This window comes from Mucilaginibacter sp. PAMC 26640 (genome assembly GCA_001596135.1).
GTDB lineage: Bacteria > Bacteroidota > Bacteroidia > Sphingobacteriales > Sphingobacteriaceae > Mucilaginibacter.
The window spans coordinates 1,922,496-1,938,750 of the sequence record CP014773.1; the positions used below are offsets into that span (position 1 = coordinate 1,922,496).

The window sequence follows — 16,255 nt, forward strand, 5'->3', positions numbered from 1 at the left end:
CATGAATAAAAGATTAATATACCTGGCCGCCGCTGCCCTGCTTGTAATAGGCTACAATGGCTGTAAAGATAATAAAACCGATACCGCTGCTGATATTACCATGAGCCCCGAAGCCGGTACCACTTACAAAGCAGGTGAATCGGTTAGTATTAAGGTAAATTTTCCTGCCGATGCCAAAACTGATTCTGTGGTGTATATGCTGGATGCTGCCAAAATCACAGTAGCGAAAGATCTTAGCCCGGTCACCCTTAAAACGGATACCCTGGCACTAGGTGCAAGGGTGATCACTGCAAAAGTTTACCAGGCGGGCAAAAGTCAGGATGTCAGCACCAATATCGTTTTGCTTGCTGCTAAGGCACCCGAAGAATTAACTTTTAAGGTGGAGAAAGTATTCCCGCATGATACCACATCTTACACCGAAGGGCTGCTTTACCAGGATGGTGTTTTTTACGAGAGCGATGGCGGCCGGGTGGCTGAAGGTAACGGGCAATCAAGCATCCGTAAGGTTAACCCGCTAACGGGAAAGCCTATTATTAAAAAAGATATCGACCCAAAAATCTTTGCCGAAGGTATTTCGGTAGTAGGCGATAAGCTGGTGCAATTGACCTACACCGAAAAGATCGGCTACGTGTATGATAAAAAAACGCTGAATCTGTTGAGCACTTTCAATAACAACGTGGGTATAGAAGGCTGGGGGATGACCTTTGATGGCAAAAAGCTTTATATGGATGATAAAACCAACCGCATTTTCTTTTTAGATAAGGATAACTACCGGCAAATTGGCTTCATTGATGTTTATGATGATAAAGGGCCTATAAACGAAGTGAACGAACTGGAAATGATCGATGGCAAGCTCTACGCTAACGTATACACCAAAGATGATATATTGGTTATTGATCCTAAAACCGGTGCTGTTTTGCAAAAGATAGATATGGCATCGTTATACCCGGTATCGCAAAGAAATAAAAATGCCGATGTACTCAACGGCATAGCCTACGACAAAGCCACCAACCGCATATTTGTTACCGGCAAAAAATGGGATAAGTTATTCCAGGTAAAATTTGTGAAGAAATAGATTAGCCAGAAATGGCCCAGGTAAATGGAATTTAACGCTGAACCAGGTCATCCGGCCCGGCAAGTAAACGTTCATCACCGGGGGCTATAATAATATTCCAGCGCTTACGATTTAAAATAAATACGCCTACAGCAATTGCTAAGTAAATGATGCTCAACATTGCCCAGGACTGTTCTACCGCCATGGTATCCTCAGTGCCAACCCGCGCTTCAAAAAAAGCCTGCGGAAAATCTACGCAAGCATGCGCTATTGCTAATACAAAAACGTTGCCTCCAACGCGATCCCAAAGCCAGGTGAATATTACCGATAGCGCCAAAACGGCAATTAGAAACGGTATTAAGACCCGGTAGCCGCTAAAAAATAAAGGCACGTGCCAAAGAGCCCAAACAAAAAAAGTCAGCAGGGTTGCCTTGAGGATGGATCTTCCCTGTGCAAGTCTTGGCAGCAGAAATCCGCGCCAGCCCAGTTCCTCGCCAATGCCTATAACTATTAACGCTGCCACAAAATGCATTACCAACAAAAGAGGGCTGGCCGCTGTTACGAAGGCAACTAATTCTTGTATCTTAAATCCCCCTGCCACGAATGCGATAGCCGTAACAACTACCCCCGTTACGGGTAATGCTATCCACCATATGATGTGAATGGTGTACGGTTTTAGTTTAGCTAATAGCGTATCCACACCTGTTTTTCCAGTTGTGATATAGGTAATAATGATAGCAGATATTGCAGGGCCGTATACAACTAAAATTTTGGAATAGTAACCCAAACCCAACTCCGAATCTTTAAAAAGTTCATTCAGGACAAAAAGCTTTAACGGAAATCCTATCAACAAAGAAATGACAAACGTTAAACCGATAAAACAGGAAATAGGGCGTTTTAGGATTAGGGATCTCAAACCGTACCGTAGTTTAAATTAGAAGACTAATTACGGGATTTATCACTGTATTTAGCAACATTGTTATTCACAAATCTAAAGTGCGCAGGTAATAGCCGGGCAAAGCCCTTGGCGGACGAGGATCTCTTTACAAATTAGATAATGGCGTTTAAGCTTTACTATACTCGGAAAAAGCTGATTTCATGCAGCAAGGTATAGAGTTCGCGGCTTGTTCGGGCTTGTTCGGGCATGTTCGGGCTGCTCGCGTCAGGCAATAGCCGCGAACACAAACAACTTAGGCCACGTTATTATACTTATTCCGGTACGCCATTGGCGATACCCCCGTTATTTTTTTAAACACCGTACGGAACGCTTTGGTGTCGGTGTATCCAACCTCGTACATTACTTCATTAACATTTTTACGGCTGCTCTCCAGGTGCTTTTTAGCGGCCTCTATCTTAACCCGCTGAATGTATTCTACAGGGGTATTATTTGTTGCTTTTTTAAACCTGCGCTCAAAATGGCGTTTACCAATGGCATACTTATCGGCCAGTAATTTTATAGAAATGCGCCCGGCAATATTGGCTTCTATAAATTCCTGGGCTTTTTTAATCGGCTCATCTTCGTGGGTTTTTTGTCCGTTGAACATAATAAAAGGCGACTGGCTTTTCCGGTCAATGTCCAAAGCGAACATTTTGGCTGCCAGGATGCTCATATCGCGCCCGGCATGTTTTTCTACCAGGTATAAAAGCAAATTCCAGTAGGAGGTTGCTCCTCCGCTGCTGTAAAGGCCCTGCTGTTCGGTAACAATACGGTCGTCCACTAACGTAACCCCGGGAAACATAGCACGAAACTGCTCTGCAAAACGCCAATGGGTACTGCACTCCTTACCGTTGAGCAGGCCGGTAGCGGCCAGCAGGAATGCGCCTACGCATAGGCTGGCAACTTCCGCGCCCCGGCCGTACTGTTGTATGATCCAGGGAATAAACTCCCGGTTCTTTTTGATAGATGCGGCCATATCGCCACCCATCGCCGGTATAATGATCAGGTCTGTTTTTGCCACGTCGTTTATCAGCCTATCGGTGTGCACAGAAAATAACCCGTTGTGTAGTTTTACGTCACCGTTAAGGCCGATGAGTTGCACCGTAAATATTGGAGGTTTGCCCGCGGCTGCCAAAAAATCATTAACACCGGTAAACATGATGCGGGGATCGGCTATACTTGCCAAAACGGCTTCGTTAGTAATTAATATGGATACATGTTTCATTATCAGGCTTATTATTGGTTAACAGGATAAAGATACGATGCGGTAAATTACAAAATAAACGCAAAAAAATACAGGTCGCGACGGGCCTGTTAAAAGTCTTTTTTGCACGCCGGCGCAAACGCTTACCTTGGCCTATCTTTGATGGTAATAAAGCTACAGAAATGAGGAAGATAAAATTGCAAATGCAAGTAAGCCTGGATGGATACGTTGCCGGCCCCAATGGTGAGATGGATTGGATGACCTGGGATTGGGACGAAGAACTTGTAAAGTATGTGGGCAGCATTACCGAGACTGTAGACTTAATCATACTTGGCCGGGTACTGGCTGAGGGATTTATACCCGTTTGGCAGGAGCGCATCGATGCCGGCGACACCGAGCCTTTTTCGCAGCAGATGGTTAGTATACCCAAAGTAGTTTTCAGTAAAACACTAACGCATAACCTGTGGGCCAATACTACACTGGCAACGGGAGATATTATTGAAGAGATTACTCAATTAAAAAACCTGCCGGGTGGCGATATGATGGTTTATGGTGGTGCAGGTTTGGCTTCGGCTATGATCAAAAACAAACTGATAGATGAGTATTATATTTTTGTGAACCCGGTGGTAATAGGAAAAGGAATGACCATTTATAATGATCTGAAAGAAAAGCTGAGCCTGGAACTAATCGCCGCCAGATCCTTCTCTTGCGGAATCAATGTACTGGCTTACCGCCCGGCTAAATAATGACAGCAGTTGTTTAAGATTACAGTATGCACAGATGTGACCCTGAACGTGTAGTAGCTCTCCCTATGGGCGAGACCGGCGGGTATTAAGTTTGCCGCCGCCGTGGTACTATTGAATTAAAGACGGCTTGCGGTTGTAGCCAAAAGTTTGTACGTTTATAAGGTAAACCTAACTCTTCCTCATGTTTATCAATCCATTCGTATTTTACGGCCGCATCAGGCGCAAGGAATACGCCCTTAGTCTATTAATTTTTGGCATTTTATTGCTGATAACTGGCGTGCAGGGCGGGGACGACAGGCATAGCTTTTACTACATCCTTTTTTTGCCTATATTTTGGTTCCGTTTTGCACAAGGGGCCAAACGTTGCCATGATCTGGGGAGTAGCGGCTGGTGGCAGTTGATCCCTTTTTATAATATTTGGCTAATATTTGCAGACGGTGAAACTGGCAGGAACCAATACGGGGACAATCCTAAAGACGATCAATATCCCAACTATCCCGAAAATTTCCAGAAAAATCAAATAGATCCGGATAAAATAAATACCCCGCCTGCCCAGAAATAGCTTTGTGTACTATACCTGTTTCGTTTAAATTTTCACGTTAATTGTTTGATTGATATTGCAATAGATAACTGCAGTTAGTAATTTAGGTGCACCTTTGTCTGAACAATTATGTTTAAGTCTCCATTTTCATTTGCCGGCCGTATCAGGCGAACGGAGTATGTTTTAAGTGCCTTGGGTTATCCGCTAATTTATTACTTTGTTTGGGGGATGGATGAGGGGCGCGGGGGCGATCTTCTTGCGCTAATACTCGTTATACCAATCTTATGGTTTGCGTTAGCGCAAGGTGCCAGGCGCTGCCACGATATTGGCAAAAGCGGCTGGTTGCAGATGATCCCGTTTTACCTATTTTGGCTGCTGCTTAAAAGCGGCTATCCTGGCCCTAACAACTTTGGAGACGACCCTAAGGAAATGCCTTTTGTTAACAACGAGGATAATTTTGATTTTCGCAACCCCACTGGCAGCGGGCTGTAAATAGCGATGGGCGATTCGCAATGCAAATCGCCCACCGTTAATATATTAGTTGATCAAATTATCTCCAGGCTTTGTACTGATTTATCAGGCCATTGGTAGATGAGTCATGTGATGTAACTTCTTTATCATCCTTCAGTTCGGGTAAAATTTTACCGGCAAGCTGTTTGCCTAATTCTACTCCCCATTGGTCAAAACTGTAAATGTTCCATATAATACCCTGTGTGAAGATTTTATGCTCGTACATGGCGATAAGCGAACCCAGCGAGCGCGGCGTGATCTTTTTAAGCAAGATAGAGTTTGTAGGTCGGTTGCCTTCAAATACCTTAAAGGGTGCTATGTTGGTGATCTCTTCTTCAGATTTACCGGCCTTTTGTAGCTCCTCAATTACCACCTCCTCGGTTTTGCCATTCATTAGAGCTTCGGTTTGAGCGAAGAAGTTCGACAGCAGCATCGGGTGATGTTCGCCCAGTGGATTATGTGATTGTGCCGGGGCAATAAAATCACATGGGATCAGTTTGGTTCCCTGGTGAATCAGCTGGTAAAAAGCATGCTGACCGTTGGTACCCGGCTCACCCCAGATGATAGGGCCCGTTGAGTAATCTACATGCTTGCCGTTACGGTCCACATGTTTGCCGTTGCTTTCCATATCTCCCTGCTGGAAATAAGCAGCAAAACGGTGCATGTATTGATCATAAGGCAAAATAGCCTGTGTTTCAGATTCGAAGAAGTTATTGTACCAAATTCCCACCAGTGCCAGTATGGCTGGAATATTTTCTTCCAGTTCCGCTGATTTGAAGTGGTTATCCATAGCGTGAGCGCCTTCCAGCAACTCTACAAAGTTATCAAACCCAATGCTCAGGGAGATAGAGAGGCCGATAGCGCTCCATAAAGAGTAGCGGCCACCAACCCAATCCCAAAACTCAAACATGTTTTTGGTATCGATGCCAAATTTTTCAACGCCTTCACTGTTGGTAGATAAGGCAGCAAAATGTTTGGCCACATCTTCATCCTTGGCGCCACTTTTAATAAACCAATCGCGGGCGCTATGGGCATTACCCATCGTTTCCTGTGTGGTAAATGTTTTGGATGCAATCAGGAACAACGTAGTTTCCGGATCAACCACTTTTAAGGTTTCTACGATATGAGTAGCATCCACATTGGATACAAAGTGCAGGTTAAGGTGGTTTTTATAGGCCTTCAAAGCCTCCGTAACCATTACCGGGCCAAGATCCGATCCGCCGATTCCGATGTTTACTACATCAGTGATAGGTTTACCGGTGTAGCCGGTCCAGCTGCCACTAATAATGGCTTCGCTGAAATCCTTCATATGATCCAATACGCGGTTAACATCCGGCATCACATCTTTGCCATCTACCAAAATTGGGGTATTGCTGCGGTTACGCAGGGCGATGTGCAAAACTGGGCGGCCTTCGGTAACGTTGATGATCTCACCAGAAAACATGGCTTTAATAGCATCTGCGATACCGCATTCGCGTGCCAGCTGAATCAAGAGCGCAAGCGTTTCCTCGTCTATCCGGTTTTTAGAATAATCAACCAGTATATCCTCAAACTGCAGAGAGAATTTCTCAAACCGGTTGCTATCGGTATCAAAAAGATCCGTCAGATTTTTAGATACAATGTCGATGTAATGGTCGGCTAGATATTTGTATGACTGGGTGGAAGTAAAATCAATTTTGGGTAGCATAGTGGTGTTTTTTTTGGTAAAAGTAGCAAGTTAATTAAGCCGCTATAAATTAAAATGAAATTATGACTTAAAGGTTTTATTTAGTGTGTTTTAAACAGCATGATTTCCCAGGCGAATATTAGCGTGCTTAGTGTTTAATCTACACATTTGCGATTGCCATATTTGCAATATATTTTACAAATGGCTTACAAATTCAAAATCACTATTTATTATATTTGTTGAGGTGGTAAATAAATAGGTTGTTTGCTATCAAATTATTAATCTACTTTAAACACTGGTTTTATGTTCGAAAAACTTTTTTTGCTCGTAAAAAATAACGCTCAGGAAGCCGTTATCAACAACCCTTCAATAGCTGTAAATTATCAGGAAGCGGTAATGAATGATGCTTCGAGTTCGATTATTGAAGTATTAAAAGGACAGATGGAAACAGGTAAATTTAAAGAGTTGGTAAAATATTTTCAGTTTGCCGGAATTTATAACAACCCGCTCATAGCTGCTGCGGTTAAAAAGTTTGCCGTTAAACTGGAGAACTATTATGGAATGGATTCTGCAATTGCTTTGAAAACCTCAAACCAACTGATTCCGCCGGTGATGCAGGAAATGATTAAACAATCAAAAAATGAGCCTACAAAAGAGTTTGCTTTAGATAAACTGCTATCCAAACTAAGTGGCAACATGGCTAACATGACGCTGCTGCTTACCCAAATTAAAGTAGCTTAAACAGATTTTAGCAGTTTAAAAGGATATAAGAGTTGGAAAGTTGAAAAGATCTTTTCAACTTTTTTGTTTTAAGTTAAAGCCTGATCAGCATTCCAACCTTGCTGCCATCAAAGGTAACCGGGTTGCGCTCCAGGAAATTTCTCAATTTGCTGCCATTGCTATGATGCGTTCCATACATAGTGGCGTCAAACAAAAGCAGGAAGGCGCCCTGTAAAATAACAGCCTTGCCGTAGCCTTTTAATTTATCGTTAGTATGCGTATCTCCCCGGTGATTTAAATAGATGCCGGTGCCGATATAGGCCACATCCAGCCCGGCATTGATCAGGAAAATCTTCTGAATTTTTTTTTGCTCTTTAAGCGTTTCTCCTGCTGTGTAATTTTTATCCTTTCCATTTTGCGCTCCGGTATAGCCTAAAACAGCTGCCCCAATGTTGGCAATTCCCCAAAAAGTGTTCATTTGATAAAAGTATTTAGTTTGACCACTACTGCTTGCCCAGCCAATGCCCCCGGCTACCGTGTTGGCAATACCCCAACTGCCTAAAACCTTCATACCGGTTGTGGTGATGTGATAACGTTGCTGATTGTAGTACCGCAGGGAATCCTGTGCGGAGGCTTTGTAGGTTATGATCAGTAGCAAAGCAAGTAATAACTTTTTCATGGCAAGGAGTTGATAGGGTAATATACGGGATGTAACATCAACGGGTTGTTATTGTTATCAGGAAAATCAACCTAAATCCGGATTTAGGCCAAGCCACTGTAATGGGATTTAGGTGGTTCAACTGGGAGGGTTGGATTAAATGTAAAAGATGGGTACCATACAATTTTTAAATCGGCAGCTATCATCCGGGTAGAACGACTGAAACACTTCCTGCTCCGTGGATATCTTTCCAGTCTGGCGGTTGCGTGAGCCATCTATATGGAGAACTCAGGCATTGACCACTAGGGTTTGTTGGTGGAAGGTTAACATCGCTTATTTGAAAAATTTATAGAACATTGATATTTAAATTATTGACTTAGGCTAACATGGACTCGTGTTAAGTCGTGTTAACCCTTTATTGTTTAATTGCGGGCAAACGGGGCGTTTGGGTCAGGGTGGCGAACACATTGTTTACATAATTAGCAGGGTTAAAATCTGTATTCAACTTGTTTTAACTTGTCCACCCTGTCCTAACTTTATTATATATTTGCTGTATGACCAAAGAAAACATTCAGGATTTAAGGGATAGAACAACTTCCCTGAGGAGGCATCTTTGACATCGATACCAAACTCGATGCGATGCAAAAGGAGCAGGATATAACTATCGGCCCAAACTTTTGGGATCATCCTAAAGAGGCCGAAAAAGTACTGGCCTCTATTAAAACAAAAAAGATCTGGACGGACGCTTTTCAAAAAGTGGTATCTGTAGTTGATGATACCGGCGTGCTCATGGAATTTTTTCAGGCGGGCGATGCAACTGAGGCAGAAATGTTGGAACAGTACAATGCCGCTGTTAAAGCCGTTGAGGAGCTTGAATTTAAAAACATGCTTAGCGCTGAGGAAGATCAGTTCAATGCTGTGCTGCAGATAACCGCTGGAGCAGGTGGTACCGAAAGTTGCGACTGGGCCGGTATGCTGATGCGTATGTACATTATGTGGGGCGAAAGTAACGGCTACAAAGTTACCGAGCAGGATTACCAGCCGGGTGATGTGGCCGGTGTGAAAACGGTGACGTTACAGCTGGAGGGCGATTTTGCTTACGGTTATCTGAAAGGCGAAAATGGTGTGCACCGGCTGGTGCGGATCTCTCCGTTCGATTCGAACGCTAAGCGCCATACATCATTTGCTTCGGTATATGTATATCCGTTAGTGGATGATACCATTGATATTGAAGTGAAGGATGCAGATATTGAGTTTGAAACCTTCCGTGCCGGCGGCGCGGGTGGCCAGAACGTGAACAAGGTAGAAACTGCCGTTCGATTGTATCACAAACCTTCAGGGATCATCATAAAAAATCAGGAATCGCGTTCGCAGTTACAGAATAAGGAGAACGCCATCCGGTTGCTGAAATCGCAGTTGTACGAGGCAGAAATGCGCAAGCGAGCCGAAGCTTCGAGTGCGGTAGAAGGCAACAAAAAGAAAATAGAGTGGGGGTCGCAGATCCGCAACTATGTACTGCATCCCTATAAACTGGTGAAAGACCTGCGTACCGATCATGAAACCTCTAACGCTGCTGCAGTTTTGGATGGCGACCTGAACGAGTTTTTAAAGGCATACCTGATGGAATTCGGCGGGCCAAAGAGTTAAACGCCTTAACCCGTGTTGCTCAATTTATTTGGCATCTCTCCTGCAGGGTTGCACAATTGCTGTTTGACTACATCAAATGGGATGCTGAACCAGTTCAGCGTACCGATTCAAGTTTAACGATGCTGTATGAAATACAGCATCGTTTTTTGTTTGACTAAATTGTAACTTGCCCTTACCAAAAAACTTATTTTTATGAAGCGTACTTTAACTGCAATGCTCTTAACTTGTACTATGTTTACCGCTTACAGCCAGGAAAAAACACTTCCCTTGTATCCTAAAGGTGTTCCGAATTCGAAACCTACCCCGGCAGGTTACGTGGAAACAACCAACGCTACTAACTGGATCAGCAAGGTAAGCCTACCAACCATAACGCCATATCTGCCCGCTTCCGGAACTGCAAACGGAGCGGCTGTTGTCATTTTTCCGGGTGGGGGATATGCAGGCCTGGCGAATGATCACGAAGGGATGGCAATTGCCAAAGCTTTTAATGGCATTGGGGTAACGGCCTTCCTGGTGAAGTACCGGTTGCCGACAGACGAAACTATGATCGATAAAACAATTGGTCCGTTGCAGGATGCACAGCGCGCGGTGCAGATTGTTCGCCAGGGTGCTGCTAAATGGAGTGTTGACCCCAATAGGATTGGTATTATTGGCTTCTCGGCTGGTGGTCACTTAGCATCTACAGAGGGTACTCATTTTGATAAGGTAGTTATTGAAAATAAAGACAATATCAGCGTACGCCCAGATTTTATGATGCTGATTTATCCGGTGATCACTTTTGGCCCCAAAGCACATGCTGGTTCGCGCGAAAACCTCATTGGTAAAACACCATCACAGGAAACGATCGACTTTTATTCCAACGAGAAACAGGTAATGGCTGATACGCCGCCCACATTTTTGGTGCATGCTGAAGACGACAATGTTGTACCTGTAGAAAACAGCCTGATGATGTATGAGGCCTTGTTGAATTCCAAAGTAAAAGCTGAAATGCACTTGTTCCAAAATGGCGGACATGGGTTTGGAATGAATAACTCGACTACCAAAGAAAAATGGTTTGACTGGGCAGCTGCCTGGATGGATGCAAACGGGTGGTTAAAGAAGTAATGCCCCCCAACCCCCTGAAGGGGGAGCTTTTGGCCAAGCTGGCCGATGACTAAACTTCGATTCCCCCTTCAGGGGGCTAGGGGGCGAGCTTTACTTGACCGTCAAAATATTCTGGTAATATGAGCTGCCGACTGGTAGTACGGCACCATTCACTACTAACTGGTGACGCTCTATCTTTTCCACTTTATTTACTGCCGCTATAAATGACCGGTGGATGCGGATAAACTGGTCGGCCGGTAATAGCTGCTCTACTTCGGAGATTGTCATTCGTGAGAGCAGTTGTTTGTCCTTCAATTCGAAATTCACATAATTGCCGGTTGCCTCCAGGTAACAGATCTCATCAAACAACACTTTCACCTGTTCATAGCCGGTTTTCAGGAACAGGTAATCTTTCTTGTCTTCCTTAACGTTTCGAAAATTGTACAACTCATAGGCTTTGTTGCAGGCTTTGGTGAACCGGGCAAGCGAAAACGGCTTGAGCAAGTAATCTACCGCATCGAGTTCAAAGCTGGTAACGGCATGCTCTGTGTAGGCGGTAGTGAAGATCACCAATGGTTTTTTATTCAGGCAATTAAGCAGGTCGATGCCGGAGATATCGGGCATTTTGATATCCAGAAACAGCAGGTCTGCCGGGTTGTACTGCAGATACTCCATGGCTTTAAAGGCATCGGTAAATTCAGCTTTCAGATCAACAAACGGAACCTTAGCCGCGTGGGAGCGCACCACTCCAAGGGCTAAGGGTTCATCATCTATGGCTACAGCAGTTATCAAAATATCAGGCGAGTTGAATGGTTAAATGTATAAAAAATTCGCTTGCGTTTTCGCGGATGATCAGCTCGTGCTTGTTATTATATAATAGCTTGAGGCGTTGCTTTACGTTGACCAGGCCTATGCCGCTTTTGCCTTTTTCCGGGTCGTTATCAGGTTTGGTGTGGATGCTGTTGTGCACATCAAAGTAAAGTGTGTTGTCTTTGGTTTGCAGGGTAATTTTGATATGCGATGGCTCTCGCAAACTGATACCATGTTTAAACGCATTTTCTATAAAGGGGATCAGTAGCATAGGGGCTATCTGTAATCCCAAAATATGATCTTCTATCTGCACATCTATCACAATATCCGGCGAGGTTTGCGTGCGTAACTTTTGCAGGCTGATGTAATTGTTCAGGTAATCTATTTCGCGCGTCAGCAGGATCTTCTCGTGCATGTTTTCCTGCAACATAAAACGCATCATGTCTCCAAGGCGCTGGATACCCTCGCCGGTACGATCTGCGTTTTCCTGCAGGGCAGTTCCGTAAAGTGTGTTTAAGGCATTAAACAAGAAGTGAGGATTGATTTGTGATCTTAGGAAATCAAGATTGGCAGCAGAGTGGCCAAGTGCGGTTTTTAAAGTAGTTAGTTCTGCTGCCCCCGTTATCCGGCGTTTGTAAGTGATCCAGGAGAAAGGTGCGGTGACCAATAACTGGAATCCGGCATTAAAAGCCAACGTAAGCATCACTGCCTGGCCACGGCTAAACGCTATAGCTGCTATTACCCCGGCAGGTATGGATACCGCTAGCGTAATTAAAAACACCTTACCAAAGTAATTGAAATAGCGTTTCTTGTTATTTAAAGTTTGCGGAATAAGGGTGTAGGCTGATAAGCCATAAATCCCTATTGCCACAGGAACGGTAAGGAAAAACAAACCGATCACTTCAATAGGGGCATCACTTAGCAGTAAGCCAAATAACAGAATCATCCACAAAACCAGGCCAATAATGCCATCGCGTGTGAGTACTTTATACTCCGCCTGGATATGCTCGCTATTATTTAAAAGGTACTGGGCAACCTGCTTAATTAAACTGTAAAGCGTCAGCATCATCATTACCCAAATAGCATAGATGAAGTTGGTTTTAAAAACAAGGTTGTACACCCAACCTGCCGAATGCTTAAAAAATAGATAACCTTTAAGCCAGGTATCGGTGATGCCGCAAAAAAGCCAGATGGTGCCAAATAGTGCCACCGCCAGTATGATCATCAACGTAGTTTTACGCCGTTCTATCAAAGAGGGAATGATCAAAAAGTTCCACAACAAAAAGCCGCCGAAATATATAGTATATCGGGCAATCATCGGGAAGAAGAAATATTTAGAGTAGGAATAATGCAGGTGCAACTCGTTGAACATGTAGCGGTACGGCGTCCAGATCACCTGTACATTGCTGTCGGCAACGCGGGCAACCAGGAAAAACACGGCCAACGCATAAATGGACGTGGCGGTGTATAGTTCAATGCGGGTAAGGTTCAGCGGTTTTTTGATGAGCGTTATCATGTGGTATTTAAATTATGCCGCAAGATAAACCTGCCAAACAAGCCTCAGAACTAAATGGGACGAAACGCGGGTGTGCTGTGACGAATCTGGGAAGAGGCCAGAGACAAGAAATCAGGAGGCAAGAGAGATGCGCTCTTTACTTAATTCTCCGGTCTTGATATCTTAGGTCTGCCTTTCTTCCAGTATCTCCAGTAACTCATTCAGCTCATCCACTTTTTCGGATGATCCAGAATGTTCATAAGCACTTATCAAATTGCGAAGAACACGTTTGATAATATCTGAATTGGAACATGGCTCATAAAATTGCTTGTCGAATTTTAAGTTGAGTTGTTTCAGGAACATATCCACATCACGCCGGCCAAAAATGAAGCCCTTGTTAAAAGCATTGATGTAGAACAAAATGCCGCCTTCAAATTCGGATTCCTGGCTCTCATCCATATAGGCCAAAATAAAATGCTGCGGCAAATTAACGCCATACACCGGGATATCCAGCTTTTGAGCTATGATGGAATAGATGATTGCCAGTGAGATCTGGTTGCCTTTTTTAGTTTCCAAAACCTGGCTGATGTAGCTGTTCTGCGGGTCGCGATGGTTGGTGGTATTGCCGCCAAAGCCATGGATGCTGTAAAAGACATGGTTCATCAATTTGATTTGCTCCACCGGACTGGCTTCGTTCATCATTTGCAGCCAGATATCACGCTTTATCGCTTCCACCTGGTTAATTACTTTCTGCTCATCCAGATCAGGATACTGATAGCGGTTAATGATTAAAATGCCCCGCAACAAATCAAATGCGCCGCCCTGAAACCACAACTGCAGGTCGTTTTTCAGGGTACCGAATTGGATCTCGTGAACCAGGTTAGCTATGCGCTCCTGCTGGATAGCGTCAAATGCCTCCCCAAATGCCGATTCGAGATATGTTACTATTTCCGGACCGTAAGAAAGCAACTTTTGGTGAACATGTTCGTATACTTCGCCGTCCGGATCGTCGAGCAGGCGTATTAAAGAATTTACTTCTGAGGTATTTATCATATCGCTATCTGCTAAAATACTAAAGTTTGTATTACTTTTACCGTAATTTAAACAATGTCTAATTTAACGTTCACTAAAGATTTTCTCGTACACCGATTCACGTCAAAAAATCGTCACGGTTTGCACTCTCCTTTTGTTTATAAATTGGTTGATGAAGTTATTTACGATTATAAGCACAAGCAAGCTTACGACAAAATAGAAAAAGAACGCAATGAACTGCTTATAGACGATACCTACATTACCGTTACGGATTTGGGAGCAGGATCCCGGGTAAATAAAAATAATCGGAAAAAGGTAAGCGATATTACCAAGAATGCGCTTAAGTCGCCAAAACTGGCGCAACTCCTGTATCGATTGGCTGCCTTTATTCAGCCCAAATCGATAGTGGAACTGGGTACCTGTTTAGGTATAACCACCCTCTATCTCCAAGAGGCTGCCCCCGATGCAAAAGTATATACTTTGGAAGGCTGCCCCGAAACGGCAAATGTGGCAAAAAAGGTTTTTAGCCGGGCCGGATTCGACGAACTGAATCCGATAATCGGCAATTTCGACGATACGCTTGCCGGTGTGCTAGGCGAACATGAAAAGCTTGACCTGGTATATATCGACGGCAACCACCAGCGGGTTGCCACCCTAAACTATTTTGAACAATGCCTGCCAAAAGTTCATGAAGGCACCATGCTCATTTTCGATGATATCTATTGGAGCGACGGTATGAAACAAGCCTGGGCCCAAATAAAAGCAAACCCGCAGGTTACTGTCACGGTTGATCTGTTCTGGATCGGGCTTGTGTTTTTTAAGACGGGTAGGGTTAAGGAGGATTTTAAGATCAGGTTTTAGATTACGAATACCTCCCGCAAATTATCTACCGGGGAAAGCATATTGCGGTATTGTTGAATGCTGGTATGAGCGCCTGTTTTATCAAAGATAATCTTTCTTCTGCACATTTAAAATCAGGTATCCGCACACCTATTAAAAAGCTTCTCCCAACCCAATATAAATACCGCTTTGCCTGCTTTCGTTGGGTCTTTTCTCTCCAACGCCGTAGTCAATTCTTACGCTCAGGCCTTTTTGAGTATCGAAGAAATATCTCATTCCGCCCCCGTAGTTGGGCTTAAATTCATTAATGCTAAAGTCGCTGTTCCAAACCTGCCCGGTGCCGATAAAGCCCACGATGCCTAATCGTTGGCTTAGGCGATAGCGGAGCTCCGTTTGGGCGGCGAGCATGTTCCGGTCGCGGAAACGGCCGTTGTAATTGCCGCGCATCATCTCATCGCTGCCCATGGCAGGTAGCAAATAAAACGGCGACTGGCTGCCCGTAAGGCTTTGTTCCTGAATATCCAATCCTAAAACTAATTTCTTGGTTAGGGAAAAGAACTGCGCATATTCTATATTTAACAAGCCACCGCTATAATCGCTGTTGCTGCCAATGCCCCGCATAAAATCAAAATAGCTGGTGATTACTGCACCTTTGGTGGTGTAAGTGTTATTATTTCGGTCATCAAAGATCAAAGTAGGGCCAATGTAAAGGGTTGTACCACCATGGCGGCCGTAAAGAGTTGGGTCAGATTCAAATACACCGGTCTCGTCTTTATCGGTAAAGCGGTAATCAAAACCACCCGCAACAAGGCCCGCATAAAAATGGCTGCTTACTTTTTTTTCTGCATTAAGGGCCACTTTAAATCGCTTTAGTCCGAGCCTGTCGGCATCGCTTTTTAAGGTATTATTTCCCACTCCGTAAAAATCAAAAGGGAAATTAATGTAAGAAACCGCAGCGATGTAGTGATAGCTGTTGCCGGGCGTCCAATAACTGGTGCTCAGGCTAAACCGGCTTTGGCCTTTAGTGGTGATGGTGGCATAGGCAAATATATTTGATACACGGGTGTTACGGTTTGCCGTATCGGTATAAAAAGAAAGTAGGCCGGCGCCGCCAACTTCCACACCTGTTTCCGGGGCAGTGCTGAATACTGGCAGAACCACAAAGCTGCTTTTACGGGTAGTATCCCTATCCAGATACATCTTGCGAATAAATTTGGGGATGAAATTTGCCTGGGCAAATACGTGTTGCCCCAAAGTGGCTAAAAACAATATCAGTATAATTTTCTTCATAGGATAGTAGTGCTAAAACGCA

General features: G+C 44.1%; 14 protein-coding genes and 2 pseudogenes. 8 read left to right on the forward strand and 8 right to left on the reverse strand.

Going from position 1 to position 16,255, the window contains the following annotated elements; translation table 11 throughout:
* Position 1: 1 nt before the first annotated feature.
* Complete coding sequence (locus A0256_08235) at positions 2-1,075, forward strand: glutamine cyclotransferase (protein ID AMR31415.1); 1,074 nt, start codon at positions 2-4, stop codon at positions 1,073-1,075.
* 31 nt (positions 1,076-1,106) lie between these two features.
* On the opposite strand, the gene A0256_08240 is transcribed toward A0256_08235, so the two are convergent.
* Both A0256_08240 and A0256_08245 read right to left on the reverse strand, forming a co-directional pair.
* Positions 1,107-1,907: a hypothetical protein gene (locus A0256_08240; GenBank protein AMR31416.1), complete on the reverse strand. Its 801-nt coding sequence runs from the start codon at positions 1,905-1,907 to the stop codon at positions 1,107-1,109.
* Between the two features lie 337 nt (positions 1,908-2,244).
* Positions 2,245-3,216, reverse strand: coding sequence for an AraC family transcriptional regulator (locus A0256_08245; protein ID AMR31417.1), 972 nt, complete (start codon positions 3,214-3,216; stop codon positions 2,245-2,247).
* A gap of 161 nt (positions 3,217-3,377) precedes the next feature.
* Between A0256_08245 and A0256_08250 the strand changes: the two genes are divergently transcribed.
* From A0256_08250 to A0256_08260, 3 genes and pseudogenes are all read left to right on the forward strand, one after another.
* A complete protein-coding gene (locus tag A0256_08250) occupies positions 3,378-3,941 on the forward strand; it encodes a deaminase (GenBank protein AMR34477.1) in 564 nt (187 codons plus the stop codon).
* Between the two features lie 181 nt (positions 3,942-4,122).
* Positions 4,123-4,416 (forward strand): annotated as a pseudogene (locus tag A0256_08255) (hypothetical protein).
* 195 nt (positions 4,417-4,611) lie between these two features.
* Positions 4,612-4,911, forward strand: a pseudogene (locus A0256_08260) (hypothetical protein).
* Positions 4,912-5,032: 121 nt separating this feature from the next.
* Here A0256_08260 and pgi read toward each other — a convergent pair.
* Complete coding sequence (gene pgi / locus A0256_08265) at positions 5,033-6,679, reverse strand: glucose-6-phosphate isomerase (protein AMR31418.1); 1,647 nt, start codon at positions 6,677-6,679, stop codon at positions 5,033-5,035.
* A 282-nt stretch (positions 6,680-6,961) separates the two neighbouring features.
* Here pgi and A0256_08270 point away from each other — a divergent pair, with 282 nt between their 5' ends.
* Positions 6,962-7,399, forward strand: a complete 438-nt coding sequence (locus tag A0256_08270; GenBank protein AMR31419.1) for a hypothetical protein — start codon at positions 6,962-6,964, stop codon at positions 7,397-7,399.
* Between the two features lie 73 nt (positions 7,400-7,472).
* Here A0256_08270 and A0256_08275 read toward each other — a convergent pair whose 3' ends face one another.
* On the reverse strand, positions 7,473-8,057 hold the full coding sequence (locus A0256_08275) for a hypothetical protein (GenBank protein AMR31420.1): 585 nt from the start codon (positions 8,055-8,057) through the stop codon (positions 7,473-7,475).
* Positions 8,058-8,825: 768 nt separating this feature from the next.
* Here A0256_08275 and A0256_08280 point away from each other — a divergent pair.
* A complete protein-coding gene (locus A0256_08280) occupies positions 8,826-9,683 on the forward strand; it encodes a peptide chain release factor 2 (protein AMR34478.1) in 858 nt (285 codons plus the stop codon).
* A gap of 192 nt (positions 9,684-9,875) precedes the next feature.
* Entirely contained in the window at positions 9,876-10,787 is a 912-nt protein-coding gene (locus A0256_08285; GenBank protein ID AMR31421.1) for a 1,4-beta-xylanase, read from the forward strand.
* Between the two features lie 90 nt (positions 10,788-10,877).
* Here the strand turns inward: A0256_08285 and A0256_08290 are convergent, their stop codons facing one another.
* The 3 genes from A0256_08290 to A0256_08300 all read right to left on the reverse strand — a co-directional run bounded on the left by A0256_08290 (position 10,878) and on the right by A0256_08300 (position 14,124).
* A complete protein-coding gene (locus A0256_08290) occupies positions 10,878-11,555 on the reverse strand; it encodes a DNA-binding response regulator (protein ID AMR34479.1) in 678 nt (225 codons plus the stop codon).
* A 7-nt stretch (positions 11,556-11,562) separates the two neighbouring features.
* Positions 11,563-13,092, reverse strand: a complete 1,530-nt coding sequence (locus A0256_08295) for a histidine kinase (protein ID AMR31422.1) — start codon at positions 13,090-13,092, stop codon at positions 11,563-11,565.
* 162 nt (positions 13,093-13,254) lie between these two features.
* Positions 13,255-14,124 (reverse strand): hypothetical protein, encoded by an 870-nt coding sequence (locus A0256_08300; protein AMR31423.1) that lies wholly within the window; start codon positions 14,122-14,124, stop codon positions 13,255-13,257.
* Between the two features lie 54 nt (positions 14,125-14,178).
* On the opposite strand from A0256_08300, the gene A0256_08305 reads away from it, so the two are divergent.
* Positions 14,179-14,964: an SAM-dependent methyltransferase gene (locus tag A0256_08305; protein AMR31424.1), complete on the forward strand. Its 786-nt coding sequence runs from the start codon at positions 14,179-14,181 to the stop codon at positions 14,962-14,964.
* A 132-nt stretch (positions 14,965-15,096) separates the two neighbouring features.
* On the opposite strand, the gene A0256_08310 is transcribed toward A0256_08305, so the two are convergent.
* Positions 15,097-16,233 carry a hypothetical protein gene (locus A0256_08310; protein ID AMR31425.1) on the reverse strand — a complete coding sequence of 379 codons (1,137 nt, stop codon included), beginning with the start codon at positions 16,231-16,233 and terminating at the stop codon, positions 15,097-15,099.
* Positions 16,234-16,255 lie beyond the last annotated feature (22 nt).

What these genes read in the sequence shown, in the direction of transcription:
- A0256_08235 (AMR31415.1), top strand. Translation starts at nt 2, where the DNA reads ATGAATAAAAGATTAATATACCTGGCCGCCGCTGCCCTGCTTGTAATA.
- A0256_08245 (AMR31417.1), bottom strand. Translation starts at nt 3,216, where the DNA reads ATGAAACATGTATCCATATTAATTACTAACGAAGCCGTTTTGGCAAGT.
- A0256_08250 (AMR34477.1), top strand. Translation starts at nt 3,378, where the DNA reads ATGAGGAAGATAAAATTGCAAATGCAAGTAAGCCTGGATGGATACGTT.
- pgi (AMR31418.1), bottom strand. Translation starts at nt 6,679, where the DNA reads ATGCTACCCAAAATTGATTTTACTTCCACCCAGTCATACAAATATCTA.
- A0256_08270 (AMR31419.1), top strand. Translation starts at nt 6,962, where the DNA reads ATGTTCGAAAAACTTTTTTTGCTCGTAAAAAATAACGCTCAGGAAGCC.
- A0256_08275 (AMR31420.1), bottom strand. Translation starts at nt 8,057, where the DNA reads ATGAAAAAGTTATTACTTGCTTTGCTACTGATCATAACCTACAAAGCC.
- A0256_08280 (AMR34478.1), top strand. Translation starts at nt 8,826, where the DNA reads ATGGAATTTTTTCAGGCGGGCGATGCAACTGAGGCAGAAATGTTGGAA.
- A0256_08285 (AMR31421.1), top strand. Translation starts at nt 9,876, where the DNA reads ATGAAGCGTACTTTAACTGCAATGCTCTTAACTTGTACTATGTTTACC.
- A0256_08295 (AMR31422.1), bottom strand. Translation starts at nt 13,092, where the DNA reads ATGATAACGCTCATCAAAAAACCGCTGAACCTTACCCGCATTGAACTA.
- A0256_08300 (AMR31423.1), bottom strand. Translation starts at nt 14,124, where the DNA reads ATGATAAATACCTCAGAAGTAAATTCTTTAATACGCCTGCTCGACGAT.
- A0256_08305 (AMR31424.1), top strand. Translation starts at nt 14,179, where the DNA reads ATGTCTAATTTAACGTTCACTAAAGATTTTCTCGTACACCGATTCACG.
- A0256_08310 (AMR31425.1), bottom strand. Translation starts at nt 16,233, where the DNA reads ATGAAGAAAATTATACTGATATTGTTTTTAGCCACTTTGGGGCAACAC.